A 24,364-nucleotide genomic window follows, 5' to 3' on the forward strand; every position below is an offset into this window, starting at 1 on the left:
GCGCCACCGGCTGCGGATCCCGCGGGCTCAGTGGCCCGCCGGCGCCCCGACCTCCTGATCGGCGGGCTTCTGCACGAAGAACGCCAGCACCACCGGCACGACCGCGATACAGGCGGCCACCAGGAATGCGGCGTGCGTACCCGGCTCGCCGGCCTCGGCGGTCGGCAGGCCGCGGGCCTCCCCGGCGTGCAGGAACGTCGAGTAGATCGAGATCAGCACGGCCGTTCCGGCGGCGCCCCCGACCTGCTGCAGGGTGTTCAGCACCGCGGAGCCGTGCGAGTACAGCGACCGGTCGAGTGAACCGAGTGAGGCCGAGAAGAGCGGCGTGAACGAGCCCGCGAGGCCCAGCGACATGAGGATCTGCACGATCACGAGGAACCACATCGGCGTGTGCACGCCCACCGTCGAATAGGTGAACAGCGCCACGGCGATGAGGATCGTGCCCGGCACCAGCAGCGTCTTGGGGCCGCGGGCGTCGTAGATGCGCCCCATGACCGGCCCGAGGAGCCCCATGAGCACCGACCCGGGCAGCAGCACGAGGCCGGCGGCAGTCGGATCGAGGCCCGCCACGTTCTGCAGGTAGAGCGGCAGCAGGGAGAACGTGCCGAACATCGACAGCGCAACGACGCCCATGATGATCACGGAGACCACGTAGTTGCGCGTGGCGAAGACCCTGAGGTCGAGCAGCGCGTCGTTGCGCTTCTGCAGCGCCAGCTGACGCCACACGAAGAGCGTGAGGAACACGGCCCCGCCGAGAATCACGCCCCAGGGCGGAACGGATCCGGCCGTCGAACCGCCTGCTGCGCCGTGGCCCCCTCCGAGCTGGCTGAGCCCGTAGACCAGGCCGCCGAACGCGAACGCAGACAGGATGATCGACAGCACATCGATCGGAGCTCGAGTGGTCTCCCCCAGATTGGTCATCCACTTCGCCCCGAGCAGCAGCGCGGCCGCGGCGATGGGCAGGATGATCCCGAACAGCCAGCGCCAGCCGAGCGTGTCGAGCACGACGCCCGAGAGCGTGGGCCCGAGCGCGGGCGCGAGGCTCATGACGAGCCCCACCCGTCCCATCATGCGGCCGCGCGAGTGCGGGGGCACCACGTTCATCATCGTCGTCATGAGCAACGGCATCATGACGCCGGTGCCCGCGGCCTGCACGATGCGGCCGAGCAGCAGCACCGGGAACCCGGGCGCGACGAGGCAGATGGCGGTTCCCAGCACGAACGCGCTCATCGCCGCGAGGAATACCTGTCGCGTGGTGAAACGCTGCAGCAGGAATCCGGTGGTGGGGATCACGACCGCCATCGTCAGCATGAAGGCGCTGGTGAGCCACTGGCCCAGCTCGGGCGGAATGCCCAGCGTCTGGTTCAACGACGGAATGGCGATCGCCATGGTCGTCTCGTTGAGGATCGCGACGAACGCCGCCGCGAGCAGCAGCCAGATCACCCGCATGCCGGCAGGATCGATGGTGTCGCCCGGCACCGCAGGCCGGACGATGGGCGCTGTGGATTCGCCAGCAGATTGAGACATAAGGAATCTACCTTATCGGAAATCCTCGTGCTCCGCTGACCCGGCGCGACGGACCGCGGGGATCGGGTTTCGACTCGCTGCGCTCGATCAACCGGCGGAGCGACTCGCTGCGCACCGCTACTCCGCGAACGGGTCGCGCAGACGCTGCAGGAAGGCCGCGGTCTCCGCGCGCTCGGGGCGCTCGAAGATCTGCTGCGGCGGGCCCGACTCGATGATCACCCCGTCCTTGAGGTAGACGACTCGATCGGCGACGCGGCGCGCGAACGACATCTCGTGCGTGGCCATGACGATCGTCGAGCCGGCCGCCTTGAGCTCGCGCACGAGGTCGAGCACCTCGCCCACGAGCTGCGGGTCGAGCGCGCTCGTGATCTCGTCGAGCAGCAGCAGCTCGGGGTCGGTCGCGATGGCGCGGGCGATGGCGACGCGCTGCTGCTGGCCGCCGGAGAGCCGATCCGGGTACTCCTTGGCCTTGTCGCCGAGCCCGATGCGCTCGAGCAGCGCGAGACCCGTGCGCTCGGCCTCGGCGCGCGAGGTGCGGAACACCTTGCGCGCCGCGAGCGTGACGTTGTCGAGCACGTTCATGTGCGGGAAGAGGTTGTAGTGCTGGAAGACCACGCCGATCCGCGCCCGCACCCGGTCGGCGTCGGCGCGGGGGTCGGTGATGTCCTCGGCCGCGCCGTCGGCGCCGTGCAGCAGGATGCGGCCGTCGTCGACCTGCTCGAGCAGGTTGATCGTCTTGAGCAGCGTCGACTTGCCGGATCCCGAGGCCCCGATGAGCACCACGACCTCGTGCCGGCCGACGGTGAGGTCGATGCCCCGCAGCACCGGGTGCTCGTCGAAGCGCTTGTGCACTCCCTGCACGTCGAGCACCACCGCCGGTCCGGTCTGCTCCTCGGGCCGCAACGTGCCGCTCATACCGCGCCTCCCACCTGCTCGCGCCGCTGCGCTCGCGCCGTCATCCAGTCGGTGAGGCGGATGAACGGCCACGACAGCAGCACGAAGAGCACCCCCGCCAGCACGTAGGGCGTGAAGTTGTAGCTCGCCGCCACCTCGATCTGGGCCGCGCGCACCGCGTCGACCGCACCGAGCACTGAGATCAGGCCGACGTCCTTCTGCATCGACACGAAATCGTTCATGAGTGCGGGGGTCACTTTGCGCACGGCCTGCGGCATCACCACCAGGCGCAGCGTCTTGCCGTGGCTGAGCCCGAGCGATCGCGCCGCGAGCCGCTGCGAGGGATGCACGGCGTCGATCCCCGCGCGCAGCACCTCGGCGACGTAGGCCGAGTAGCAGAGGATCAGCGCGATCGTGCCCCAGACCTGCGCGGGCACGCGACCCGTGAGCTCGAGGCCGGGGATCCCGAACCCCACGAGGTACAGCACCAGCAGCACCGGGATGCCGCGGAAGATGTCGGTATAGCCCGCCGCGAGCAGCCGCACGGGGGTGAACACCGCTCCCTTGAGGGTGCGCGCGATCGCGAGCAGGGTACCCAGGATCGCGACCCCCAGCGCGGCGACGACGAGCACCTGGATGTTCAGCCACAGTCCCTTGATGACCCGCGGGAACGACGCGACGGCCACCTGCGGGTCGAAAAAGGTCTCGCGCACGCGATCCCAGCCCGGGCTGTTCACCAGCACGACGGCGATCACGCCCGCGAACACGAGTGTGCTGACGACGCTGACGAGGATCGAGCGCTGCTTGCGGGCGCGACGGTACGCGCGCCGCTCGAGCTCGATCCGAGAGGGCTCGAACGGCGCGGCGTCGACAGATGCGGTCACGGGCTTCCCATCGTCATCCGGTCCGGGCAGGCGCCCGGACCGGCGGAAACTGGTCGGGCGGGGTCTCGCGCGGAATCGTGCCGCAGACCCCGCGGGTCACTGCAGGACCGGGGCGCCCTGGTCTGCGAGCCACTCAGTCTCGAGATCTGCGAGGGTGCCGTTCTCGCGGAGCGCGTCGACGGCCGCCGTCACATCGGCGGTGAGGGACGAGCCCTTGGGAAGCACGAATGCGAACTCATCGCCGCCCTCGGCGGAGTCGAGCTGACCGACGATCACGCCGTCGTCGAGCTGCGCGTCGCGCACGAAGAAGGCGCCGGGCAGGTCGGTGACGAGGGCGTCGATCGTGCCGTTCTGCAGCGCGGCGACCGCGTCGTCGACGCTGTTGAAGACCTGGAGGTCCTGGTCCGGTGCGATGACCTCCTCGGCGACCGTGAGCGAGGTCGTGCCAGAGGCGACGCCGAGCACGGCGTCCTTGAGGTCGGCGATGCTCGTCGCCTCGGCGGCGGGCGTGCCGCCGGCCGCGACGACGGCCTGGCTGGTTACGTAGTACGGCGACGAGAAGTCGACGGCCTGGGCCCGGTCCTCGGTCGCGGAGAACTGCTGGATGTTCAGGTCGAAGTCCTTCGGGCCCGGGGCGATCGCGGAGTCGAAGGTCGTGCGCACCCACACGACGTCCTCGGCCGCGTAGCCCATCTCCTCGGCGACGGCGTAGGCGACGGCGGCCTCGAAGCCTTCGCCGCTCTCGGGATCATCGTTCAACACCCAGGGCGCATACGCGGGCTCGCCGGTGGCGATCGTGAGCACGCCCTCGGTGACGGGAGCCACACCCGCCGCGTCGTCGGCGGAGTCGGACTCGCCTCCGCCGGTGCAGGCGGTGAGGGCGAGCAGCGCTGCAGCGCCGACGGCGGCGGCCGTGGCGAGGCGGGAAGTGCGGGACATGGAGGTACTCCTTCTCCGTGGGCGGGGATCGGGGCGCACGGAGATTCCGCGCAGACCAGGGTTCATTCTACGAGACGCCGGACCCGGCGCGAGGCGCTCACCCGTCACAGGAGGTCACGGGAGGCACCCCAGCGGGGGTCGCCTGCCACGATCGTGCGCCGGGCGCGCCCCGCGCCGTCCTCGACGAGTTCGGCGAGCGCGGCGTCGGGGTCGCGGGCCTGCACGTCGAAGCAGGCGAGGTCGGCGACCGCACCGACGCCCAACTGGCCGATCCTCTCCCGTCCCACGTGCAGGCCGAGCGCAGCGGCACCGCCGAGCGTCGCCGCGGTGAAGAGGCGCTGGTGCAAGTCGTCTCCGCGGTACCCCTGCTTGCGGGCCACTCGGTAGAGCGCCGCGACGTCGGCGAGCAGGTCGAGCGAGGGAGAGGACGAGAGCGAGTCGGTGCCGACCGCGATGAGATTGCCCTCGCGCAGGTAGGCCGCGACCGGCGGCATATCGAGCCCGATCACCTCGTTGGAGCGGGGGCACAGCGCCACACTCGTGCCCCGGGCGCGCAGCAGCGCCCGATCCTCGGCGCTCACGTACACGCCGTGGGCGATGTGGCAGTCGGGCCCCAGCACGCCGAGGTGATCGACGAATTGCGTCGAGGAGACGCCGATCCCGTGGGAGCGCAGCGCGCGGAAGCTGTCGGCGCCGAGTTCCGGCCACTCGCCGTGCCCTCCCGGCCCGGCCCCCGCGTAGCCGTCGATGCCGTCGAACTCCCGCTCCATGTGGGCCTCGGCGAGATGGATGTGCAGGCGCAGGCCCTCCTCGCGCACGATGTCGGGCAGCTCGAGCAGCGGCTGCACCTCGAGCGAGTACGGCGCGTGCGGGGACACTCCGGCGCCGGGCGGAGTCGGGATGCTCCGGATCTGGTCGCGCACCTCGTCGCGCGCCGCCGCATTCCAGTCGGCATTGCGCTTCCCGTAGACCTCCCAATAGGCGATTCCGTGCATGCCCGCGTCGTGCAGGGCGCTCAGCGCCTCACGATCCGTGACCACGTCGGCGGCCGCGGTGACGCCCGCCGCGAGGCTCTGCGCGGCACCGTCCGCGGCCGCCGCGGCCCAGTCGTGGTCGTCTCGGGCATAGACCTCGTCGAAGGCGTCTCCCCAGTGGTCGAACCCGGTGTACGCGCGGCTCGCGACCTCGGACATGCGGGTGTACTGCAGGTGGGTGTGCGCGTTCACGAGGCCGGGCGCGAGGACCCCCTCCCAGTGCTCCTCGCGATAGCCGGCCCCGCGCGCGTCGAGCGCGTCCAGCACCCAGCGCCGGTCACCGACGTGCAGGATCCGCCCGTCGCGCACCGCGACGGCCCCGTCGGGGATGCGGGGACTCGTCACGGGGAACACGAGGGAGGCGCTGTAGACGACGGTCTGGGGTTCGGTGGTCACCCGTAGATTCTAGGGCGGCCGCGCCGACCGTTCGCACCGCCGGCCCCGCCGGCCCCGCCGGAGTGCGCTACGCCCGGTAGCGGTGCACGGTCCAGGGCTGGGCGGCCCCGCCCGGCCGAGCGCCGAGGGGCGCCGGATCCGCGTCCGCACCGCGCGCCGCGAGCGCCGCCCGCGCCACCAGGTGTTCCTCCTCCTCGGAGAGGGCGTGCACGCCGGCGGGCGGATCGTCGCGCATGAGCCGCATGAGGGCGGCGATCTGGGTGGCGAAAGAGAGGTCCATCACCTCGATCGGGTTGCCCTCCCCGGCCGTGTAGTTGACGCCCCCGCCGCTCGCGAGCACGAGCACCCCGCGCTCGGCGCCGGGCACGATCCACTCGTCCACCCCGGGCGCGACCGGCGCGCAGCGCCACCCCGCGGCGGCCAGCTCGTCGAGCGCCAGTTCGTCGTCGATGCCGCCGGCTACGGCCACGGCCGTTCCGGGCCGCAGTCGGGCGAACCCCGCGGCGTCGAGCGTGTGCCACACCCCCGTCGCGCTCACCACGACGTCTGCCCGGGGCAGCGCCTCGACGGCCCCGCGCGCCTCGAACCCGTCGTGCAGCGCCGCGAGGGCGCGCACCGGGTCGCGCTCGACGACCGCGACCCGCGCACCGAGCGCGGCCGCGAATCGGGCCGTGCCCACCCCCACGGGCCCGTAGCCGAGCACCGTCCAGCGCGTGCCCGCGATACCCCGATATCGGCCCTCCGCGGTCCGTGAGGCCCCCGGGCCGCTCCACCCCGCCGCATCGAGCAGATCCGCCGTCGCGAAGACGCACGACTGCCCCGTGCCCACGAGGTTGTCGAAGCCGGTCTTGGTGCGCGCGTCGTTCACCGCGATCACGGGGATGCGCAGCGCTCCCTCCGCCGCCATCTCGCGCAGGGGGCGCACGCCGCTCGTCGTCTCCTCCGCCGCGGCCCGCAACGTCGCGAGCGCCTCGCGGTGCTCGGTGTGGGCGAGGCGGATCAGGTGCGCACCGTCGTCGATGAGGTATTCGGGGCGCCACGCGAGCACCGCGGCCGCGTGCTCGGCGTCCAGACGGCGCGCCGCGTCGGGATCCGGGCAGCCCCCCGTCGGGGCGAACACGGCGACCCGGCCCGCTGCGGCGAGCTCCGCCGCCACCGCGGGGTCGGTCTCCGACACCGCGCTGAACACTGCCACCTCGCATCCGGCGTCGGCGAGGGCGAGCACGAGCGCGGCCGTCTTCGGCTCGAGCACCAGGCTCACCGCGATGCGCGGGGCCCCGCCGGATCGCTCCGTTTCGGTGCGCATGTCCGAGGCGAGCAGGGCGGTCGCCCGCATCCCCCGCGCGGCCCACGCGATCCTCGCCCCGGCGTCGTCGCCCCGGGCCGAGCGCACGCCGCCGTCGAGCCCGACGACCACCGGGGCGAGTCCCCCGGTGCCGGTGTCTTCGCCCGGTGCGTCGATCGCCCGGTCGCGGAACACGAAATCGGCTGGCGCTCCCGCCTCGCTCGCCCACCGCACGCCCATGCGGGCGAGCGCGGTGCGCAGCAGCTCTCCCGTCCGCGCATCGGAGACCTCCGCGTCGGCGACTCCGCCCGAGAGCAGGCGATTGCCCGCGCCGGCCGCCGTTCGCACGGCGCGCTCCACCACCAGCTCCCGGTCGTCCGAGCGGCGATCCTCGTCTTCGTTCACGGCGACTGCTCCTCCCACTGGGCGCACGCGGCGACCGGATCCTCCGGCAGCCCGAGCGCCTCGCGCGCCGCGGCCGACGCGCTCGCCGACTCCGCCGCGCCCTGCCACGCGTAGCCGACCGCCTCGTCCGCGTCGAGCTTCGCGACCCGACGAGCCTGCGTGCGGTCGTCCTCGAGGGTCTCGCGTACGTCCTCGACCGCCGCCTCCGTCCGCGTCGGCCACTCCTGCTGCTTCGTATCGAGCCGCTCGGCGGCGCGCTCGCTCGCCGCGGCGACCGCGTCCATCGTCTCGGCGAAGAGCCTGGTGTCGATCTCCGGGGCCCCGTCGCGCGCCAGGGCGACGCGCAGGCGGTCCAGCTCGACGTCGGCGGCGTCCCATGCGTCGTTCACCGGGCAGACGGCATCGAGGTAGATCGCGCCCGCCTCGCTCGGCGAGAGCACCTGGGGCGGCGGAGGTGGCTCGGGGTCGCCGCTGCAACCGACCAGCGCGGCGCCGAGCGGGCCGAGCGCGCCGATCACGCCGATCACGCCGAGCGCTCTGGCGGCCCGGAGCCGAGGTCTCTTGCTCACCATTCGAGGATATCCGCCCGTTCCCCGGCACCGACTTCTCGCCTAGGCTGGCGTCATGGCGAGATACGAGAACGAGGAGCAGGCAGCCGCCGACGGCTTCGGCATCGTGCACGAACCCGAGCGCCACCGCTACGCCGTCTATCAGCGCGGGTCCGGCGAGGACCGTCTGATCGGCGAGGCCCACTACTCGCTGCTCGGCGACGACATCATCGATTTCGACCACACGGTCGTCGTGCCGGCTCTGCGGGGCACGGGCCTCTCCCGTCTGCTCGCGCGACGCGCGCTCACGGGCGACGCGATCGGCGGGCGCAGCGTGCGCGCCTCGTGCTGGTTCATCGACGGCTACCTGGCCCGGCACCCGGAGCTCCTCGAGCGCTAGCGGGGCTCGAGCGCCGGCGCGGCGGCGCCGACGTCAGGCGCTCTCCCGGTCCTTCCGGCGCGACCTGCGCGGCTTGGCCGCGCCGCTCTGCTGCTGGATGAGCGCGGTCAGATCCTTCTCGATGAGCTGCTGGATCCGACCGTCCCGTTCGCTCCGATACTCGTCACTGTCGCCGCCGCTGTAGTAGGGGTGGCTCGCCCGCTCCTTCAGCGAGTCGCCGATCTCATGCCACGCCAGGTTCCTCGCCCGTTCGGCGGTCTCGGCGAGGTAGGCGTCGTCGGCGGCGCGCGCGTGCAGCTCTTCGGCCACGCGCTCGTACACCTCCTGGCGGTGCCGCAGGGTGCGGTTGTCGTCGTTCCCGTAGTCCGACTCGCTCCAAGAGCTGCGGCCCGTGTCGCGGATCTCATTGCGCATGCGCGAGATGTGGGTCGCGTCGCGCTCCCGCTCGCGGGCGAGATCCTCGGTCGCTTCGCGCACCATGTCGATGATCTGAGACTCGCGGTAGTCGACATGTCGCTTCAACGCGTTCATGATGATCGCGTTCTTGACCGTCATCCGCACCGCGACATCGGCGACCAGCAGGCCCTGCTCGACGATCTCCTCGACCGGGGCCAGGACCCGCCTGGGCAACCTGCGCTGCGGGCGGCTGCTGCCGCGCTTGCGTTTCTTCGACCAGCCGAACACCGCTCTCCTCTCAGATCCCTCACCCCATTCGCACCATTATCTCCCATCCCGGCGGGATCGGGCCGATTCGCGTGTGAGAGACTGGGTTCGGCCCCGTCTCCCCGGGGCGCGGACGAGGGAGCTGTACCCGCACATCAGACGACGGCCGGAAAGCAGCAGTGCCATGTCTGTCGTGTGGATCGCTCTCGTGCTGAGCGGAGTGCTCGAGGCGGTGTGGGCAACGGCCCTCGATGCCTCCCGAGGATTCCGGAAGTTCTGGCCGAGCGTCGTGTTCGCGGTCTCGTTCATCGCGAGCATGGCGGGGCTCGCCTTCGCCATGACCGGCATCGCGGTGGGAACGGCCTACGCCGTGTGGGTCGGGATCGGCGCCGTGCTGACGGCCGCCTGGGCGATGATCACGCGCCGGGATCGCGCGACGGTGCTGCGCGTAGTGCTGCTGATCGGGCTCGTCGGCTGCGTGGTCGGCCTCAAGGCGGTGAGCTGACGTGGCCGCGGAGGGCACGCAGAAGACCGCCACCGCCGCGCACTGGATCGTGCTGTTCACGAGCGCGGGTCTCGAGGCGGCGTGGGCGATCGCGCTCGATCAGTCGCGGGGCTTCACCGTGCTCGTCCCCGCGATCGTGTTCGGCGTGGCCTGCGTGCTGAGCCTCGCGGGTCTCGGATACGCGATGATCGGGATCCCGGTGAGCATCGCCTACGCGATCTGGACCGGGCTCGGAGCGGCGTTGACCGTCGGGGCGTCGATCCTGCTCGGCATCGAGAGCCCGTCGCCGCTCAAGCTGCTGTTCCTCGCGGGAATCGTCGGCTGCGTGATCGGGCTCAAGTTCGCGAAGGCGCCGGCTCGAGCGACACCCACACCGACGCCGCAGCCGCGGGCCCGAGGCTGACCGGGACCGCGGCGGCCCCCACCCGCACGGTCACCGTCTCCGAGTAGGGTTCGCCCGGGAGCACCTCGAGTTCGGCGTCGACCACGAGACCGCGGCTCGCGAAGTACTGCAGCATCTCGTTGTCGGCGTCCGAGATGCGCTCGACGCGCACGCGGCACGGCGCCGGAGCCTCTGCGAGGATCACCGCGTCGGGCCGGTGCACGCGGCCGTCCGCACTCGGTATCGGATCGCCGTGCGGATCCCGGGTCGGGTACCCGAGCACCCGATCGACCCGGTTGATGAGCTCGTCCGAGACGGCGTGCTCGAGCCGGTCTGCCTCCTCGTGCACCTCGTCCCACTCGTAGCCGAGCATCTGCACGAGGAAGGTCTCGAGCAGTCGATGACGGCGGATCATGGAGACGGCGTGCTCGCGGCCCAGCTCGGTGAGCGTGACGTCGCCGTAGCGGGCATGCCCGATGAACTCGAGGTCGGAGAGCTTGCGCAGCGCGTCGGAGACGGTGGAGAGCCGCACACCGGCCGCCTCGGCGATGGCCGAGTTCGAGACCGGCGCGTCCGACCACTCCTGGAGCCCCCAGATGACCTTGAGATAGTTCTGCATTCCGGGCGAGATTTCGTCGACGCTCACGCGCTCCAGGCTACCCGGTCCGCTGGTGCTGCGGGGCGGTGCAGGAGAGACTGGGTGCATGGACGTCAGGATCAAGCGCGTGTACGAGCCGGCGGAGCCGGACGACGGCTTCCGGGTGCTGGTGGATCGGCTCTGGCCGCGGGGCGTGTCGAAGGAGCGGGCCGAGCTCGACCTCTGGGACAAGGAAGTGGCGCCCAGCCCCGCGCTGCGCAAGACCTGGCACGCGGCCCCCGACGCGCACGATCCCGAGCGTTTCGCCGCGTTCGCAGCCGACTACCGCCGAGAGCTGGCCCGGGGGGCCGCCGCCGAGGCGCTCGAGCGGCTCGCCGGGCTGGCGGGCGAGCACTCGCCGCTCACCCTGCTCTACGGGGCGCGCGACGCCGAAGCGAATCACGCGGTGGTGCTGCGCGATGCCCTGCTGGAGCGGCTCGAGCAGGGGTGACGCGCCCTCATCCCTCGACGAGGATCGCGCGCAGCCGCGCGATCGCGGCGCCGAACTCCGCGTCGTCCGGACCGCCCATGCCCAGCACCAGGCCGGCGGAGCGGTCCGAACGGTGGTGCTGCCAGTAGGCCCCGAGCGCCGCGACTCCGAGCCCGTTCGGAAAGCCCGGCACCGGCTCGGCCGCCCGCGCGACCGCCTGCGCTTCGCGGTCCTGAGCGGTCGAGGCGGCGCCCGCCAGCTCGACCACCGCGTGCAGCCCGCCGCTCATGGGGCGCACCCGCGCACCGGCCACGCCGGCGAAGCACTCGGAGATCAGGTCCCTGCGCGCCGCGTGACGACGGCGCACGCGGGCGATGTTGCGGCGCAGCTCGCCGCTCGCCAGGTAATCCGCCAGCGCGAGCTGCACCACCGCCGACACGGGCGATCCGAGGTCGCTCCTCACCGGCTCCAGCAGCGAGCGCAGCTGCTCCGGCGCGAGCAGGAAGCCCGCGGAGAGCGCCGGCGTCACCGTGCTCGAGAAGGTGCCGAGGGTCACCACCGATCCCGCGAACGGGTCGTCGAGCGCCGCGAGCGTCGGCAGCGGGCTGCCGACGTGACGCAGCTCGGAGTCGTAGTCGTCCTCGACCACCACCACGCCCGTGCGCCAGGCCCAGTCGAGCAGTTCGCGGCGGCGCGGCAGGGGCAGCGAGCCGCCCACGGGATACTGGTGGCTCGGCGTGACGATGACGAGGTCGAGCACCCCCGCCGGCAGGTCGTCGGTGCGCAGACCGTCCGCGTCGACCGGCAGCGACACGATCCGCGCGCCGTGACGCGCTGCCACGCCGCGCAGGGAGGGATACCCCGGATCCTCCACCCCCACGACCAGCCCGTTGCCGCGGGTGGTGCCGAGGGCGGTGAGCAGCAGGCCGAGCCCTTCCCGGGTGCCTGCGGTCACGAGCACGTCCCGGGCCGGCCTGGCGGTGCCGCGCACGAGGCGCAGATGCTCGGCGAGCTCGGCGCGCAGCCGGGGATCGCCGAGCGCGGGCGGGCGGTGGTCGGCGCGAGCGGCCGCCCGGCGCCACGCCGCGCGCCACGCCGGATGCTCGGCGGCGTCGGTGAGCGGCGCGCCCGGCGCGAGCGGAGGGCGCGCCACGGCACCCTCCGGCTCGGGCCCGGCTGGGCCGGTCGGATCGTGCGGGTCGGGAGACGGGCGCTCCCGCTCTCGAGCCGCCCCGGGTGGATCCCCCGGGCGCACCGGCACTCCGCCGGGCGCCGACGCGGCGGATCGCCCGGCGGCGGTCGCCGGCGCGAGATCCGGATTCACGACCGTGCCGCGGCCGCGCTCCGCACGCAGATAGCCCTCCGCGATCAGCTGCTCGTAGGCGGAGACCACCACGCCCCGGGCCACGCCGAGACGGCTCGCGAGCCTCCGGGTCGCCGGCACTTCCTCGCCCGGACGCAGCCCCGCCGCGTCAATCACCTCGCGCAGCGCGGCCGCGAGCTGCACCGGGAGCGGAGCCCCGGCCGCGCGGTCGAGGTGCACCGGGAACTCGGCTGGTGCTCGGAAGGAACGCTCGCTCACCGTTCCAGTCTGTCAGCGGCGGGTGGATTGGTCCAGTTCAACTCACCAGAAATGGATCATGTCATGGACCAGCGAACCCGGCCAGGGTGGAAGCCATGACTGAGACCAGCCCGGCACCCACCGCTCGCCTCTTCCCCGCCGCCACCGGTTCCCCGCTCGTGAAACGGGGCCTCGCCGACATGCTCAAGGGCGGCGTCATCATGGACGTCGTCACGCCGGATCAGGCCCGAATCGCGGAGGACGCGGGCGCCGTCGCGGTGATGGCGCTCGAGCGCGTGCCGGCCGACATCCGCGCCCAGGGCGGCGTAGCCCGCATGAGCGATCCCGACCTGATCGACGGCATCAAGGCGGCCGTCTCGATCCCCGTCATGGCGAAGGCGCGCATCGGCCACTTCGTCGAGGCGCAGGTACTCGAGGCGCTCGAGGCCGACTACATCGACGAGAGCGAGGTGCTCTCCCCCGCCGACCACGTCAACCACATCGACAAGCGCGACTTCACCGTGCCCTTCGTGTGCGGGGCGACCAACCTGGGCGAGGCGCTGCGCCGCATCGCGGAGGGCGCGGCCATGATCCGTTCCAAGGGCGAGGCCGGCACGGGCGATGGGGGCGCTGCTCGCCTGCGCAAGCCGCTGAGAGCTTCCCCGGCGGGCGAAAGGGGCCTCTCGAATTTCAGGACGCATTCGCTGCGGAATCGAGCCGATAGCGCAGCGAATGCGTCCCCGATTGTTCGAGTGCATTGGGAGATCGAAGGTCGCGGGGCGGCGGGATCGCGGCTCACCCGCTGAACCGCACCGACGTCCCGGCGAGGCGGTCGCGCATGACGGTGATCGCCGCCTCGTTGTCGTCGACCGCCACGAACCGCCGCCCCAACTCGGCCGCCGCCGCGGCCGTCGTGCCGCTGCCCGCGAAGGGGTCGAGCACCCAGTCGCCCGGACGCGACGAGGCCTGCACGATGCGGCGCAGCACGCCGAGCGGCTTCTGCGTCGGATAACCGGTGCGCTCCTTGCCCGTCGGCGAGACGATCGTGTGCCACCAGGTGTCGGTGGGGAGCTTGCCCCGCCGCGCGCGCTCGGCGGTGACGAGCCCCGGCGCCATGTAGGGCTCGCGGTCCACGGCCTCGGCGTCGAAGTGGTAGCGATCCGGATCCTTCACGTAGACGAGGATGTTCTCGTGCTTCGTGGGCCACTTCCGACGCGAGCGCGCCCCGTAGTCGTAGGCCCAGATGATCTCGTTGATGAAGCACTCCGGGCCGAACAGCCCGTCGAGCAGCACCTTCGCGTAGTGCACCTCGCGGTAGTCGAGGTGCAGGTACAGCGTGCCGTCGGGTGCGAGCAGACGCCACGCCTCCTCGATGCGCGGCTCGAGGAACTCCCAGTAGTCGACGAAGCGATCGTCGAACGCGAGCGTGCGCTCTCGGGTGACCGTGTATCCCTGCCCGCGGAAGCCGAGCCTGCCTCCCGGCTCGCGCTCCTCGGTGCGCACGCCGCGCACCCGCTCGGCCTGCCGGAACAGGCCGGTGTTGAAGGGCGGATCCAGGTACACCAGCGTGAAGGATTCGTCGGGCAGCGCCCGCAGGAACGGGAGGTTGTCCCCCGCGTGCACCAGATCGGGTCCGCTCGGGTGCCAGGCTTCGATCACCGACCCAGCCTAGCGCCGATGTCGGCGGCCGCCGCTACCGCGGGGTGCGCTCAGCGCAGCACGAGCGGGGTCTCTTCGGCTGCGAGGTCGGGGGCGAGGATCGCGGCGAGCTCTGCGGGGTCGAGCTCCTCGATGCGCGCCGGCGACCAGCGCGGATCGCGATCCTTGTCGATCACCTGAGCGCGGACGCCCTCGGCGAAGTCGGGGCGCGGTGCGAGGCGGCCGAGCACGCGCAGGTCGTCGCTGAGCACCGATGCGAGGTCGAGTCCGAGGCGCCGCGTGCGATCGAGCTGCGCGAGGGTCACCGCGATCGAGGTGGGACACATGCGCCGGGCGGTCTCGGCCGCCGCCCGCGCCGGCTCCGCATCGCTCGCCTCGAGCGCCCGCACCAGGCGCCGCGCCGCGCCCGCCGAGTCCTCGGCCACGGGCGCGCTCGTTCCGTCCAGGGCGCCCGCGGCGATCGGATCCCACCAGTCCCTGGCGGCGAGCAGCGAGGACTCGGGTGCGGGATCGGCGAAGCGGGCGCAGGCGGATCCCGGATCCTCGCCTGCGGCGAGCGCGGCTCTGAGATCGCCCAGACGTTCCGAGGGCACGAAGTGATCGGCGAAACCGAGCGCGATCGCGTCGCCTGCGTCCATCTCGCCGGCCGTGATCGCCAGCAGCTCGCCCAGTCGACCGGGCGCCCGCGCCAGCAGCAGGTGACCTCCCACGTCGGGGGTGATCCCGATGCGCGCCTCGGGCATCGCGAGCCGGCTGCGCTCGGTGACCACCCGATGGCTCGCGTGGCCCGTGAGCCCGATGCCGCCGCCCATCGTCACGCCGTCCATGCAGCCCACGACCGGGATCGGCGAGACGGCGATCATGTGATCGACGCGGTATTCGACGGCCAGGATCTCGCGCCCGTGCGGACCGGAGAGCTGTTTGATGTCGCCGCCGCCGCAGAAGCCGCGCTCGCCGGCTCCGTCGAGCAGGATCGCGGTCGAGCCGTCGCCCCACGCCGTCTCGAGCGCCGCTTCGAGCAGCTCGAACATCTCCAGGTTCAGCGCGTTGATCGCGCGCGGCCGGTTGAGCGTGATGCGGGTGATCGGCCCCTCCCGGCGCGAGAGGACCAGCGGCTCGGCGGGTGCGGGGTGGGCGTCGTGGCTCATCCCAGCACCGTATCACCGCGCTACGGGGTCGGGTGGTGCGCGTCGTAGCGCTGGAATCCGCGCGCCGTGCGCAGCAGCACGAGCATGATCCCGACGATCACCACCCCGCCCAGCAGCGGCGGAGCCCACAGCGCGATGAGCGTCGCCACCGCGCCCGCCACGAGGTCGCCGACGCGGGGGCCGCCCGCCACGACCACGTAGAAGAGGCCCTGCATGCGTCCGCGCACGTCGTCCGGGGCGGCCGCCTGCAGGATCGTGGTGCGGAAGACCGCGCTCACGTTGTCGGCGGCACCGGTTCCGGCGAGCGCGAGGCCGGCCAGCACGATCGCGGGCACGAGCGGCGCGTCGGGCGCGTCGGGCCCCTCGACGACTCCCGTGACCAGCAGCACGACGCCGAAGAGCGTCGTGCAGACGCCGAAGACCGCGATCGCGAGCGTCACGGCGCGCCCCTGCCTGCGCACGGCGCCGAGCGGGCCCGAGAAGAGCCCGCTGAGCAGCGAACCCATCGCGAATGACGCCGTGAGGATCCCGACCGTGACCGGCCCACCGCCCAGTACCAGCGCACCCGCGGCGGGGAACACGACGCGCGGCGTGCCGAAGATCATCGCGACGAGATCCCACACGAAGGTGGCGCGCACATTCGGCGCCCGACGCAGGAAGCGCAGGCTCTCCACCACCGAGCCCAGCCCCGGATTGCGGCGCTCCCCCTCCGGGGTGACGCTCGGAAGGCTCAGGATGCCGAAGAAGGCCCCCGTGAAGAGCACCACGTCGAGCAGGTAGGTCCAGGCGAAGCCGACGGTGGCCACGAGCACCCCGGCCACGGCCGGGCCCACGGTGATCGCGAGCCCCATCGTGATCCCGCTGAGCGCCGCGGCGGCCGGCAGCAGCTGGGGCGGCAGCAGCCGGGGCAGGATCGCGCCCTGCGTGGCCCCCTTGATCGTCGCGGACGCCGCGTTCAGCGCGGCGAGCGCGTAGTACGGCCACGTGGTCTCCACACCGAGGAAGGCGATGAGCGTCAGGGTGCCGATGCTGCACCAGGCGACGATCGCGGTCACGAGCGCGACGAGGCGCCGGTCGAAGGTGTCGGCGAGCGCTCCCCCGAGGAAGCCGGCGAGGATCATCGGGCCGAGCGCCCAGAGCGCGAGCAGAGACACCGCGAGCGTCGAGTGCGTGATGTCGTAGATGTGCAGGCCCACCGCGACGATCGTGATCTGGGCTCCGATCTGCGAGACGGAGGAGCCGATCCAGAGCTTCGCGAACGCCGGGCTCGCCCGCAGCGGGGTGACGTCGACGAGCAGGGACCGCAGCCCGCGGCGCGGCTGATCCGGCTTCCCCGGCGTGACACTCACCGCCCCAGCCTAGTACCGGGCGTCCCCGCGGCACGCGGTAGGCTCGTCTTCGTGTTCGACGACCGCTATGACGGCGACCCGGTCGCCCAGATGAGACCCCGGCGCGGCCCCGTGCAGCGACGGGAGGTGGCGCTCGCGCGCGGCCTCGTGGTGGAGCACACGGAGTCGGAGTGGTGCGGCGCCGTGGTGGGCGCCCGCGAGGGGCTCGTGCAGCTCGAGGACTTCCGGGGCAAGGTGCGCGCCTTCCCCCTGAGCGACGGCTTCCTCATCGACGGCGAGCCCGTACGGCTTGTGATGCCGAAACGGCAGCCCGCCGGACGGCAGCGCACGGCGTCGGGCTCGTTCGCGGTCGAGCAGCAGCGGGCCCGCACCGCGATGCCGAGCCGCATCTTCGTCGAGGGCAAGCACGACGCAGAGCTCGTGGAGCAGGTCTGGGGCGCCGATCTGCGCGTCGAGGGCGTGGTGGTCGAGCTGCTGCAGGGAGCCGACAACCTCGAGCAGGTGCTCGCCGAGTTCGGTCCCGGACCGCAGCGCCGCGCGGGAGTGCTGCTCGATCACCTCGTCGCGGGCAGCAAGGAGTCGCGGATCGCGCAGACCATCGAGCGGGGCCCGCACGGCGCGAACGTGCTCATCGTCGGCCACCCCTTCGTCGACATCTGGCAGGCCGTGAAACCGGAGCGCGTGGGCCTCGAGGCGTGGCCCACGATCCCGCGCAGCATCGAATGGAAGACCGGGATCTGCCGGGCGCTCGGCTGGCCCGCGGAGGATCCGGCCGACATCGCCGACGCGTGGGCCAGGATTCGGGGCCGCGTGCGCCACTTCCGGGATCTCGAGCCCGAGCTCGTCGGCCGCGTCGAGCACCTCATCGACTTCGTCACGGTCGACTGAACCCGCGATCGGCGGATTCCGCACCCGACGCATCGTGCAGTGCGCCGATCGTCCGGGCGGGCGTATCCTGGAATCAGACGTGCGCTACTCGAGGAGGGTTCGTGTCCACACCCGTGTTCCTAGTGATGCCCGAGTGGCAGGGATCCTCGTCCTCACGCGCCATGCAACTGGCCGAGGGCGCCGGGACCCTGCGCGAGGATCTGCCCGCCTCCGCCACCCGCGAAGTCCCGGTGCCGCTCGAGGCCGGAGACGCGATGGGCACGCCGGTCGCGCGCCTGAGCAGCCTGCTCCGAGCGCGCGCCGCCGCACTCGAGACGCTCGCCGGCGTCGAGGAGGGCGGTGTGCCGGTGATCGTCGGCGGCGACTGCGCCTCGTCGCTTCCCGGGCTCGAGTCCGCCGTGCGCCGGCACGGATCCGAGAGCCTCGCGGTGCTGTGGTTCGATGCGCACCCGGACCTGCAGCACCCGAGCACCTCTCCCTCCGGCGCCGCCTCCGGCATGACCCTGCGTCACGCGCTCGGCGACGGCGCGCCGGATCTCGCATCGACCGCTCCGATCGATCCCTCGCTGCTGACCCTCATCGGCACGCGCGAGATCGATCCCGAGGAGCAGGATGAGCTGCGGCGGCTGGGGGTGCACGTGCTCGACCCGCCGACGCGGGCAGGCGGGGCCCCTGCCGCCCCCACCGCGCCCCACACGGGCGAGCTGGCGGCCTCGATCGTCTCCCGCCTCACGAGCTCCGCGGCGACGCGCGTCTACGTGCACGTCGATCTGGACGTGCTCGATCCGGCCGAGTTCGCAGCCGTGCACCAAGCAGTGCCGTTCGGCCTCGCCGTCGGGCAGCTGACCGCCGCCATACGAGCAGCGGTCGCCCTACTTCCGCTCGCCGGCGCCTCCATCTGCGAGTTCGCGCCCGCAGACCCGGCCGTCGCCGCCGATGATGTACCGACGGTACTGCGCATCCTCGCGGCGCTCACCTCCGGCGCCTCCGCATGAGCCGCGGGCAGACGCGGTCGGTGCCGGCAGGATCGGGCGCGGGCGGATCGGGCGCGGGCGCATCGGGCGCGGACGGATCGGGCGCGGGCGGATCGGGCGCTCGCGGATCCGGCGCGGCGCAGCGGCGCACCGTCTCCGGGCGCGGGCGCCCGTGGCCGCTCGCGCGGCTCGGCCACCTCTACGCCACCTGCGTGGGATTCGTCTGGGGCAGCATCTGGAGCACGGGCCGCGTCGAGCGACACCGAGGGCTCTGGATCTTCCGCGGAATGCCGCGGTGGAGCTTCGGGCGCGGCGGCAGCTGCGTGGGATCCTGCTACCTCACCGACCGCAACACGTCACCGGCGGTGCTGCGGCACGAGCTGGTGCACCGCGAGCAGTGGCGGCACTACGGTCTGGCGCTGCCGCTGCTCTACCTCCTCGCGGGCCGCGACCCGCTGCGCAACCGCTTCGAGATCGAAGCAGGTCTCGCCGACGGCGGGTACCTCAAGCGCGCCCGGTCGGGTTCGGCTCGAGTTCGCCGGCGAGCCAGCGATTCCTCCGGCTCAGCAGACCGGTGAGGTAGCGCCTCAGCACCAGGCGGTCCACGAGCCGGCCGAACGGCCCGCACGGGGAGGCGAACTCCACGAGATCGAGCATCAGCGTTCCCGCGCCAGCCTGCTCGAAGCGGTGCTCATGCCACCACCGCGCGAACGGTCCAGAGATCTGCTCGTCGACGAAGCGATGCGGCGCCTCGTGCTCAGTGATCCTCGACGTCATGCGCCAGGGCACGCCGAAGTGGGTGGCCCGCCAGGTCACGACGTCTCCCTGCCCCATCTCGCCGCGAATCACGCCGGCGACGGCGCGCTCGCCCGAGGCGCGCATCGATGCCGTGTGCGCGTCGACCGACAGGCTCAGGGCGAAGCAGGCGGCGGGCGGCGCCGCGATCCTGGTCTCCAGACGGATCACCGGCACGGGTTCACGCTCACGATCACGACCTCGCCCTCTCCGCGGCTATTCTGCTGGGATGAACGATAGTGCGCTCCCGGCGGACGACGAATTCCGGTTCCTGGCAGGCGACGCCGAGCGGGTCGGACGCGCGGCGCCGCTGCCCGTGGTCGAGCGGGTGCGGGCCAGCGTGGGCGAGGGCCGCGTCGTCAGCGGGCTGCGCTTCGGGGCCCCGGCCGATCCCGAGGTGGTCGCGCTGCATGGCGCGGGTCTCAACGCGCACAGCTTCGATCCGATGCTGCTCGCGCTCGGCGCGCCGGCGCTCGCCCTCGATCTCCCCGGGCACGGCCGCAGCGACTGGCGCGACGATGCCGACTACCGGCCGCAGCGCCTCGCACCAGACGTCACCGTGGCCATCGAGCGCTGCTCGCACCGGCCGGTCGCCCTGCTCGGGCACTCGCTCGGCGGGCTCACCGCAGCACTCGTCGCGGCGAGCCGCCCGGCGCTCGTGGGCCGGCTCGTGGTCGTCGATATCACCCCCGGTGTCTCGCCCTCCGGCGATGCCGGCGCCGTCGCCGAGTTCATCACGGGGCAGCGACACTACGCGACCGTCGACGAGATCGTGGACCGCGCGATCCGATTCGGTATCGGCAGCGACCGTGCGGCCCTGACGCGCGGCGTCTCGCTCAACACGCGGCGCCGTCCCGACGGACGCATCGAGTGGACGCATCATCTGGCGCACCTCGATGCGCTGCCTGCGGGCGGTGGCGGGGCCCGACCCTACGCCGAGATCTGGGACGCGCTGCAGTCGCTCGAGATCCCCGTCTCCCTGATTCGCGCGGACTCGGGAATGCTGAACGACGCACTCGTCGAGGAATGGCGCCGACGCCTGCCGCGCGCCGAGGTCATCACGCTCGCGGGCCCCCACAACCTGCACGAGGCCGCGCCGACAGCACTCGCCGAGGCGGTGCGGCGGAGCTCGCGCTGACGGGATCCCGGCGCGCTGCCGCGCGCTCCCGCACCGGCCGGCACGCCGCCGCACCGGCCGGCCCACAGCCGCACCGGACCGCACACAGCCGCACCGCGGACCGTCCTGGATAACAACCCTGCAACAAGCGCCGTCTCGATGCGCGAGCGGTCGCCGCACGCGCGTATCCTCGGCTCAGTGGCCGGGCGGAGATCTCTGCGCCCGCCGCACGCGACACTCCACGGCCCCGGTGCGTCCGCTTGCGCGGCGATCCGGCCGCTCGTCGATCCGGGCCGTCTCCCGCGTCGCCCGCGCACCGAAGCGCGCCGCCGGCAGCACGAGTCCTGCCGGCCCTTGCCAACCCGGCTCGCGGCCGCACACCGCGCGCCCGATCCGAGGAGGAATCCCCCGCGTGTCCGAGCCCCCCGTCCTGCCCGCGCCGCGTGACCAGCGTTCCGGCCGTTCCAGCCGACCCGGCCACGCCGGCCGCCGGCCGGCTCGGCCGGTCGTGCGGGCGCTCGTCGCCGGCGGAGCGGTGATCGCGGTCCTCGCCGTCGCCCTTGTGCTGGTCGTGCGCAGCGGGCTCGGCATCGAAGGCAAGCAGCGGATCGCGATCGGCGTGATCCTCGAGCCGACGACTCTCGACATGCGCACGCCCACCGGGGTGGCGACCGGACAACTGCTCATCGACAACGTCTACCAGGGACTCGTGGGCATCGCCCCGGGGACCGTGTCCCAGCTCGTCCCGGTACTCGCCGCCGAAATGCCGTCGATCAGCGCCGACGGCAGGGAGTACCGCTTCACACTGAGAACCGGCGTGCGCTTCCATTCCGGCAAGGAGTTGACTGCGGAGGACGTGGTCGCCTCGCTGCGCGAGACGGTGACGCCGCAGAACGTCGGCTTCGCCGCCGAGATCTCACGGATCGACGACCGGACCGTGGTGCTGACCCTCGCAGAGCCGAACTCCGAGGTGCTCTGGCAGCTGGCGAACGAGCCGGGCATGATCCGGGAGGCGGACGCGGGCAACGACCTCGCCGTCTCGGCGGTCGGCACCGGTCCCTACGCATTCGACCGGTGGCGCCGCGGCGAGTCCCTCACACTCGTCAAGAACCGCGACTACTGGGGCGAACCGGCGAGTCTCGACCGGGTCGCCTTCCGGTTCCTCCCGGAGGGGCGCGCGGCCGTCGACGCGCTCGAGTCCGGCGAGGTCGACGTGCACACGGCGCTGCATCCCTCGCTGCGCGCCGAATTTGAGAACGACCCCGGTTTCGAGCTGCAGCGCGCGGCAGGCGCCGACATCTTCACCCTCGCCTACAACTCGGCGCGGGCCCCGCTCGACGATCTCCGGGTGCGCACGGCGCTCAGCCGCGCGATCGACACCCGAGCCATCATCGCCTCGCAGAACGGCGATGGGCGCCCGATCGGCGGTCCGATCACCGAGCTCGAGCCCGGGTTCGTCGACCTCACCGACATCAACGACTACGATCCCGATTCGGCGCGGCAGCTGCTCGTCGAGGCCGGCCACCCGAATCTGAACCTCACGATCACCGTGCCGAGCCACTACGATTCGGCGCCGCTCGATCTCCTCCGCAGCCAACTCGCCGACGTGGGTGTCAGCGTCACCGTCAAGCAGCTCGAGTTCCCCCTCTGGCTCGAGCAGGTCTACACCAATCACGATTACCAGCTCAGCTACGTCGATCACGCCGAGGCGCGCGACCTCTCCGCCTATGCGAACCCGGATTCCTACTTCGGCTACGACAGCCGACCCGTGCAATCGCTCTACGCGCGCGCACTCGCCGAGCCGGATTCCGAGGAGCAGGCCAGGCTGCTCGGCGAGGCGGCGCGGAGCGTCGCCGAGGACGCGCCGGCCAAGTGGCTCTTCAACTACACCCCGACGAACGTCGTCGCCGCGAACGTCACCGGGTTTCCCCGGGTCAACACCAACGCCCGCATCAATCTCGAGGGCGTTCGCGTGCACGACCGGTGATCGCAGGGTCCGCGTTGCTTCCCGTGCCGCGCCCCGACAAGATGGGGGCATGACCTCTGCTCCCCTGCCCGTGGACGGAACCTACAACTTGCGCGATCTGGGCGGCTTCCGCGCCGATGGAGGAAGCACGCGACCCGGGACGCTGTTCCGTTCGGATACGCTGGCGCAGCTCAGCCCGCTGGGACGCGAGCAGTTCGCGGACCTGGGTGTGGTTCGCGTCGTCGATCTCCGGGACGACCGGGAGCGCCTCCGTTCACCGGATATCCTGCCCGACACCGCAGCGCTCGTCGCGCACCCGATCTTCCCGAGCGCAGAAGCCCATATCGGGCGGCGTCTCGACATCTTCTCCCTGACCGAGCTCATCTACCTCGAACACGGAGACACGCTCGCCGCAGCGGTGACGATGCTGGCCGAGCCGGGCGCCGGAGGCGCCACGCTGTTTCACTGCACGGCGGGAAAGGATCGCACCGGTGCCGTCGCAGCCCTCGCTCTGCTGGCGGTCGGGGTGGACCGCGACGACGTGATGCACGACTACGCGGCCTCGGAGGCGCACCTCAGCGGCGAGTGGTTCGAGACCCACATCCGGCTGCTCCAGGGACTCGACATCGAGGTCACACCGCTGGTCGAGCAGCTGGTGGGACGCACACCGATCGAGGCCATCGACCGTGCGCTCGCCGCGGTGGAGCGGCTGCACGGGTCGACGCGCGACTACCTGCGGGCGAACGGCGTCGCCGACGACGCGCTGGAGCGGCTGCACGCGCTGCTCGTGGAGTAGCGGCGGGGCGTGAGACGGGTCTGCCGCCGAAACCGAGCCGATTGCCTGAGACCGCAGCGATTGTCCCCGCTGAAACGCTCAGCCTCGAGGAAACAGCTCGGTTTCGGCGAGAGTTCGGACGCCCAGGCGGCTCCGTCAGCCCGCCGTGCGCAGGTTCTTGAGAATCGCGTTCCGCAGCTCCTCAGGGGGGCAGTTGCTGTCGCGCTCGTCCTCGCAGGCGCGCCGCACCACCTCGGTGAGACGGATGCAGACGGTCTCCTCCGTGCGGCAGTCCGGGCACTGCGCGAGGTGCTCGCGGATCGGCGCCGACTCCTCGGCGCAGAGCTCGCCGCGCAGCAGCTCGTACAGATTGGCCTTCGCCTGGTCGCAACCGCAATCGCTCATCGCGCGTCCTCCTCGCTCTTCGTGCTCCGGGCCGATGCCGCCGCCTTCGCCGATTTCGTTCCCGTGTCCTTTCCAACGCCCTGCTCGCTCGCGTATTCCCCGAGCGCCTTGCGCAGCCTGGCCCGGCCGCGGTGGAGGCGACTCATCACCGTGCCGATGGGCACCTCTGCGATGTCCGCGATCTCCTGGTAGCTGAAGCCCTCGACATCGGCGAGGTACACGGCCATGCGGAAGTCCTCCGGCAGCGCGTTGAGGGCGTCGGTCACCACGGTCGCGGGCGTGCGGTCGATCGCCTCCGCCTCCGCTGAACGGGCCGACGCGGCGGTGGTCGACTCGGCACCGCCCAGCTGCCAGTCCTCGAGATCCTCGACCACCCCGAGATACGGCTCGCGCTGCTTCTTGCGGTAGGTGTTGATGTAGCTGTTCGTCATGATCCGGTACAGCCAGGCCTTGAGATTCGTGCCCTCGGTGAACGAGGCGAACGCCGAGTACGCCTTGAGGAAGGTCTCTTGCACCAGATCCTGCGCGTCCTGAGGATTGCGCGTCATCTTCATGGCCGCGCCGTACAGCTGATCGAGCAGCGGCAGCGCCTCCTCGGAGAAGCGCTGTTCCAGTCTGGCCTGCGCCGCGGTATCACTCACACTCCGATCCTATTCCCCCTTCTTCCCTTCACGATTCATCCTCCCGATCCCAGCCCCGAGCGCCGGCTCGAGCGCCCGCCCGAGCGCCCAACCTCTCTTTGCGCGCCAGTAGTCGCTACCTCACCGAGGTCTTGCCGACAACTACTGACGCGCGAAG

26 protein-coding genes and 1 pseudogene are annotated in these 24,364 nt (G+C 72.1%); 11 read left to right on the plus strand and 16 right to left on the minus strand.

Annotated elements, in window-relative coordinates:
• Positions 1–27: 27 nt before the first annotated feature.
• The 7 genes from EVS81_RS02145 to EVS81_RS02175 form a co-directional block, all read right to left on the minus strand.
• Positions 28–1,527: an MDR family MFS transporter gene (locus EVS81_RS02145; protein WP_130108932.1), complete on the minus strand. Its 1,500-nt coding sequence runs from the start codon at positions 1,525–1,527 to the stop codon at positions 28–30.
• Between the two features lie 117 nt (positions 1,528–1,644).
• Complete coding sequence (locus tag EVS81_RS02150) at positions 1,645–2,442, minus strand: amino acid ABC transporter ATP-binding protein (RefSeq protein ID WP_130108933.1); 798 nt, start codon at positions 2,440–2,442, stop codon at positions 1,645–1,647.
• On the minus strand, positions 2,439–3,305 hold the full coding sequence (locus tag EVS81_RS02155; RefSeq protein ID WP_130108934.1) for an amino acid ABC transporter permease: 867 nt from the start codon (positions 3,303–3,305) through the stop codon (positions 2,439–2,441). Before EVS81_RS02155 ends, EVS81_RS02150 begins: the two co-directional genes overlap by 4 nt.
• Positions 3,306–3,401: 96 nt before the next feature.
• Complete coding sequence (locus EVS81_RS02160; RefSeq protein ID WP_130108935.1) at positions 3,402–4,244, minus strand: ABC transporter substrate-binding protein; 843 nt, start codon at positions 4,242–4,244, stop codon at positions 3,402–3,404.
• A 104-nt stretch (positions 4,245–4,348) separates the two neighbouring features.
• On the minus strand, positions 4,349–5,674 hold the full coding sequence (locus EVS81_RS02165; protein WP_130108936.1) for an amidohydrolase family protein: 1,326 nt from the start codon (positions 5,672–5,674) through the stop codon (positions 4,349–4,351).
• 67 nt (positions 5,675–5,741) lie between these two features.
• The gene (locus tag EVS81_RS02170) at positions 5,742–7,364 is read right to left on the minus strand and encodes an adenosylhomocysteinase (protein WP_240739924.1); all 1,623 of its coding nucleotides are present in this window, start codon (positions 7,362–7,364) and stop codon (positions 5,742–5,744) included.
• A complete protein-coding gene (locus tag EVS81_RS02175; protein ID WP_130108937.1) occupies positions 7,361–7,933 on the minus strand; it encodes a hypothetical protein in 573 nt (190 codons plus the stop codon). The genes EVS81_RS02170 and EVS81_RS02175 overlap by 4 nt, the downstream gene beginning before the upstream one ends.
• A 55-nt stretch (positions 7,934–7,988) precedes the next feature.
• Here EVS81_RS02175 and EVS81_RS02180 point away from each other — a divergent pair, with 55 nt between their 5' ends.
• Positions 7,989–8,312 (plus strand): GNAT family N-acetyltransferase, encoded by a 324-nt coding sequence (locus EVS81_RS02180; RefSeq protein ID WP_130108938.1) that lies wholly within the window; start codon positions 7,989–7,991, stop codon positions 8,310–8,312.
• Between the two features lie 33 nt (positions 8,313–8,345).
• Here the strand turns inward: EVS81_RS02180 and EVS81_RS02185 are convergent, their stop codons facing one another.
• Complete coding sequence (locus tag EVS81_RS02185; RefSeq protein WP_130108939.1) at positions 8,346–8,996, minus strand: asparagine synthase; 651 nt, start codon at positions 8,994–8,996, stop codon at positions 8,346–8,348.
• A gap of 163 nt (positions 8,997–9,159) precedes the next feature.
• Here EVS81_RS02185 and EVS81_RS02190 point away from each other — a divergent pair, with 163 nt between their 5' ends.
• Together EVS81_RS02190 and EVS81_RS02195 are read left to right on the plus strand one after the other, a co-directional pair.
• Complete coding sequence (locus EVS81_RS02190; protein ID WP_130108940.1) at positions 9,160–9,480, plus strand: DMT family transporter; 321 nt, start codon at positions 9,160–9,162, stop codon at positions 9,478–9,480.
• 1 nt (position 9,481) lies between these two features.
• Positions 9,482–9,883: a DMT family transporter gene (locus EVS81_RS02195; RefSeq protein WP_130108941.1), complete on the plus strand. Its 402-nt coding sequence runs from the start codon at positions 9,482–9,484 to the stop codon at positions 9,881–9,883.
• On the opposite strand, the gene EVS81_RS02200 is transcribed toward EVS81_RS02195, so the two are convergent.
• Positions 9,816–10,508 (minus strand): metal-dependent transcriptional regulator, encoded by a 693-nt coding sequence (locus tag EVS81_RS02200; RefSeq protein WP_130108942.1) that lies wholly within the window; start codon positions 10,506–10,508, stop codon positions 9,816–9,818. The two genes, EVS81_RS02195 and EVS81_RS02200, sit on opposite strands and share 68 nt — an antisense overlap.
• Positions 10,509–10,566: 58 nt before the next feature.
• On the opposite strand from EVS81_RS02200, the gene EVS81_RS02205 reads away from it, so the two are divergent.
• Positions 10,567–10,950, plus strand: coding sequence for a DUF488 domain-containing protein (locus tag EVS81_RS02205; protein ID WP_130108943.1), 384 nt, complete (start codon positions 10,567–10,569; stop codon positions 10,948–10,950).
• 7 nt (positions 10,951–10,957) lie between these two features.
• Here the strand turns inward: EVS81_RS02205 and pdxR are convergent, their stop codons facing one another.
• Positions 10,958–12,511 (minus strand): MocR-like pyridoxine biosynthesis transcription factor PdxR, encoded by a 1,554-nt coding sequence (gene pdxR, locus EVS81_RS02210; RefSeq protein WP_130108944.1) that lies wholly within the window; start codon positions 12,509–12,511, stop codon positions 10,958–10,960.
• 95 nt (positions 12,512–12,606) lie between these two features.
• On the opposite strand from pdxR, the pseudogene EVS81_RS02215 reads away from it, so the two are divergent.
• Positions 12,607–13,117, plus strand: a pseudogene (locus EVS81_RS02215) (beta/alpha barrel domain-containing protein); the annotation flags it as partial.
• A 168-nt stretch (positions 13,118–13,285) separates the two neighbouring features.
• Here EVS81_RS02215 and EVS81_RS02220 read toward each other — a convergent pair.
• From EVS81_RS02220 to EVS81_RS02230, 3 genes are read right to left on the minus strand one after another with little or no spacing between them, the layout of a single operon-like run.
• A complete protein-coding gene (locus tag EVS81_RS02220) occupies positions 13,286–14,146 on the minus strand; it encodes a DNA-methyltransferase (protein WP_130111239.1) in 861 nt (286 codons plus the stop codon).
• Positions 14,147–14,199: 53 nt separating this feature from the next.
• Positions 14,200–15,297, minus strand: coding sequence for an enoyl-CoA hydratase/isomerase family protein (locus EVS81_RS02225; protein ID WP_130108945.1), 1,098 nt, complete (start codon positions 15,295–15,297; stop codon positions 14,200–14,202).
• A gap of 20 nt (positions 15,298–15,317) precedes the next feature.
• Positions 15,318–16,646 carry an MFS transporter gene (locus EVS81_RS02230; protein ID WP_205879373.1) on the minus strand — a complete coding sequence of 443 codons (1,329 nt, stop codon included), beginning with the start codon at positions 16,644–16,646 and terminating at the stop codon, positions 15,318–15,320.
• A 51-nt stretch (positions 16,647–16,697) separates the two neighbouring features.
• Here EVS81_RS02230 and EVS81_RS02235 point away from each other — a divergent pair, with 51 nt between their 5' ends.
• From EVS81_RS02235 to EVS81_RS02245, 3 genes are all read left to right on the plus strand, one after another.
• Positions 16,698–17,534 carry a DUF3097 family protein gene (locus EVS81_RS02235; RefSeq protein ID WP_130108946.1) on the plus strand — a complete coding sequence of 279 codons (837 nt, stop codon included), beginning with the start codon at positions 16,698–16,700 and terminating at the stop codon, positions 17,532–17,534.
• 101 nt (positions 17,535–17,635) lie between these two features.
• Positions 17,636–18,529: an arginase family protein gene (locus tag EVS81_RS02240; RefSeq protein ID WP_130108947.1), complete on the plus strand. Its 894-nt coding sequence runs from the start codon at positions 17,636–17,638 to the stop codon at positions 18,527–18,529.
• Between the two features lie 20 nt (positions 18,530–18,549).
• Positions 18,550–19,086 carry a Fe-S oxidoreductase gene (locus EVS81_RS02245; RefSeq protein ID WP_420813272.1) on the plus strand — a complete coding sequence of 179 codons (537 nt, stop codon included), beginning with the start codon at positions 18,550–18,552 and terminating at the stop codon, positions 19,084–19,086.
• Here EVS81_RS02245 and EVS81_RS02250 read toward each other — a convergent pair.
• A complete protein-coding gene (locus tag EVS81_RS02250) occupies positions 19,013–19,480 on the minus strand; it encodes an SRPBCC family protein (protein WP_130108948.1) in 468 nt (155 codons plus the stop codon). The genes EVS81_RS02245 and EVS81_RS02250 overlap by 74 nt on opposite strands.
• Before the next feature lie 52 nt (positions 19,481–19,532).
• On the opposite strand from EVS81_RS02250, the gene EVS81_RS02255 reads away from it, so the two are divergent.
• From EVS81_RS02255 to EVS81_RS02265, 3 genes are all read left to right on the plus strand, one after another.
• Positions 19,533–20,441: an alpha/beta fold hydrolase gene (locus EVS81_RS02255; RefSeq protein ID WP_130108949.1), complete on the plus strand. Its 909-nt coding sequence runs from the start codon at positions 19,533–19,535 to the stop codon at positions 20,439–20,441.
• Between the two features lie 391 nt (positions 20,442–20,832).
• Positions 20,833–22,407, plus strand: a complete 1,575-nt coding sequence (locus EVS81_RS02260) for an ABC transporter substrate-binding protein (protein WP_130108950.1) — start codon at positions 20,833–20,835, stop codon at positions 22,405–22,407.
• A gap of 49 nt (positions 22,408–22,456) precedes the next feature.
• Complete coding sequence (locus tag EVS81_RS02265; RefSeq protein ID WP_130108951.1) at positions 22,457–23,182, plus strand: tyrosine-protein phosphatase; 726 nt, start codon at positions 22,457–22,459, stop codon at positions 23,180–23,182.
• A 135-nt stretch (positions 23,183–23,317) separates the two neighbouring features.
• On the opposite strand, the gene EVS81_RS02270 is transcribed toward EVS81_RS02265, so the two are convergent.
• Both EVS81_RS02270 and EVS81_RS02275 read right to left on the minus strand, forming a co-directional pair.
• Positions 23,318–23,566, minus strand: a complete 249-nt coding sequence (locus EVS81_RS02270; RefSeq protein ID WP_130108952.1) for an anti-sigma factor family protein — start codon at positions 23,564–23,566, stop codon at positions 23,318–23,320.
• Positions 23,563–24,207, minus strand: a complete 645-nt coding sequence (locus EVS81_RS02275; RefSeq protein ID WP_240739926.1) for a sigma-70 family RNA polymerase sigma factor — start codon at positions 24,205–24,207, stop codon at positions 23,563–23,565. The genes EVS81_RS02270 and EVS81_RS02275 overlap by 4 nt, the downstream gene beginning before the upstream one ends.
• Positions 24,208–24,364: the final 157 nt, after the last annotated feature.

Source organism: Leucobacter triazinivorans, from assembly GCF_004208635.1.
GTDB lineage: Bacteria > Actinomycetota > Actinomycetes > Actinomycetales > Microbacteriaceae > Leucobacter > Leucobacter triazinivorans.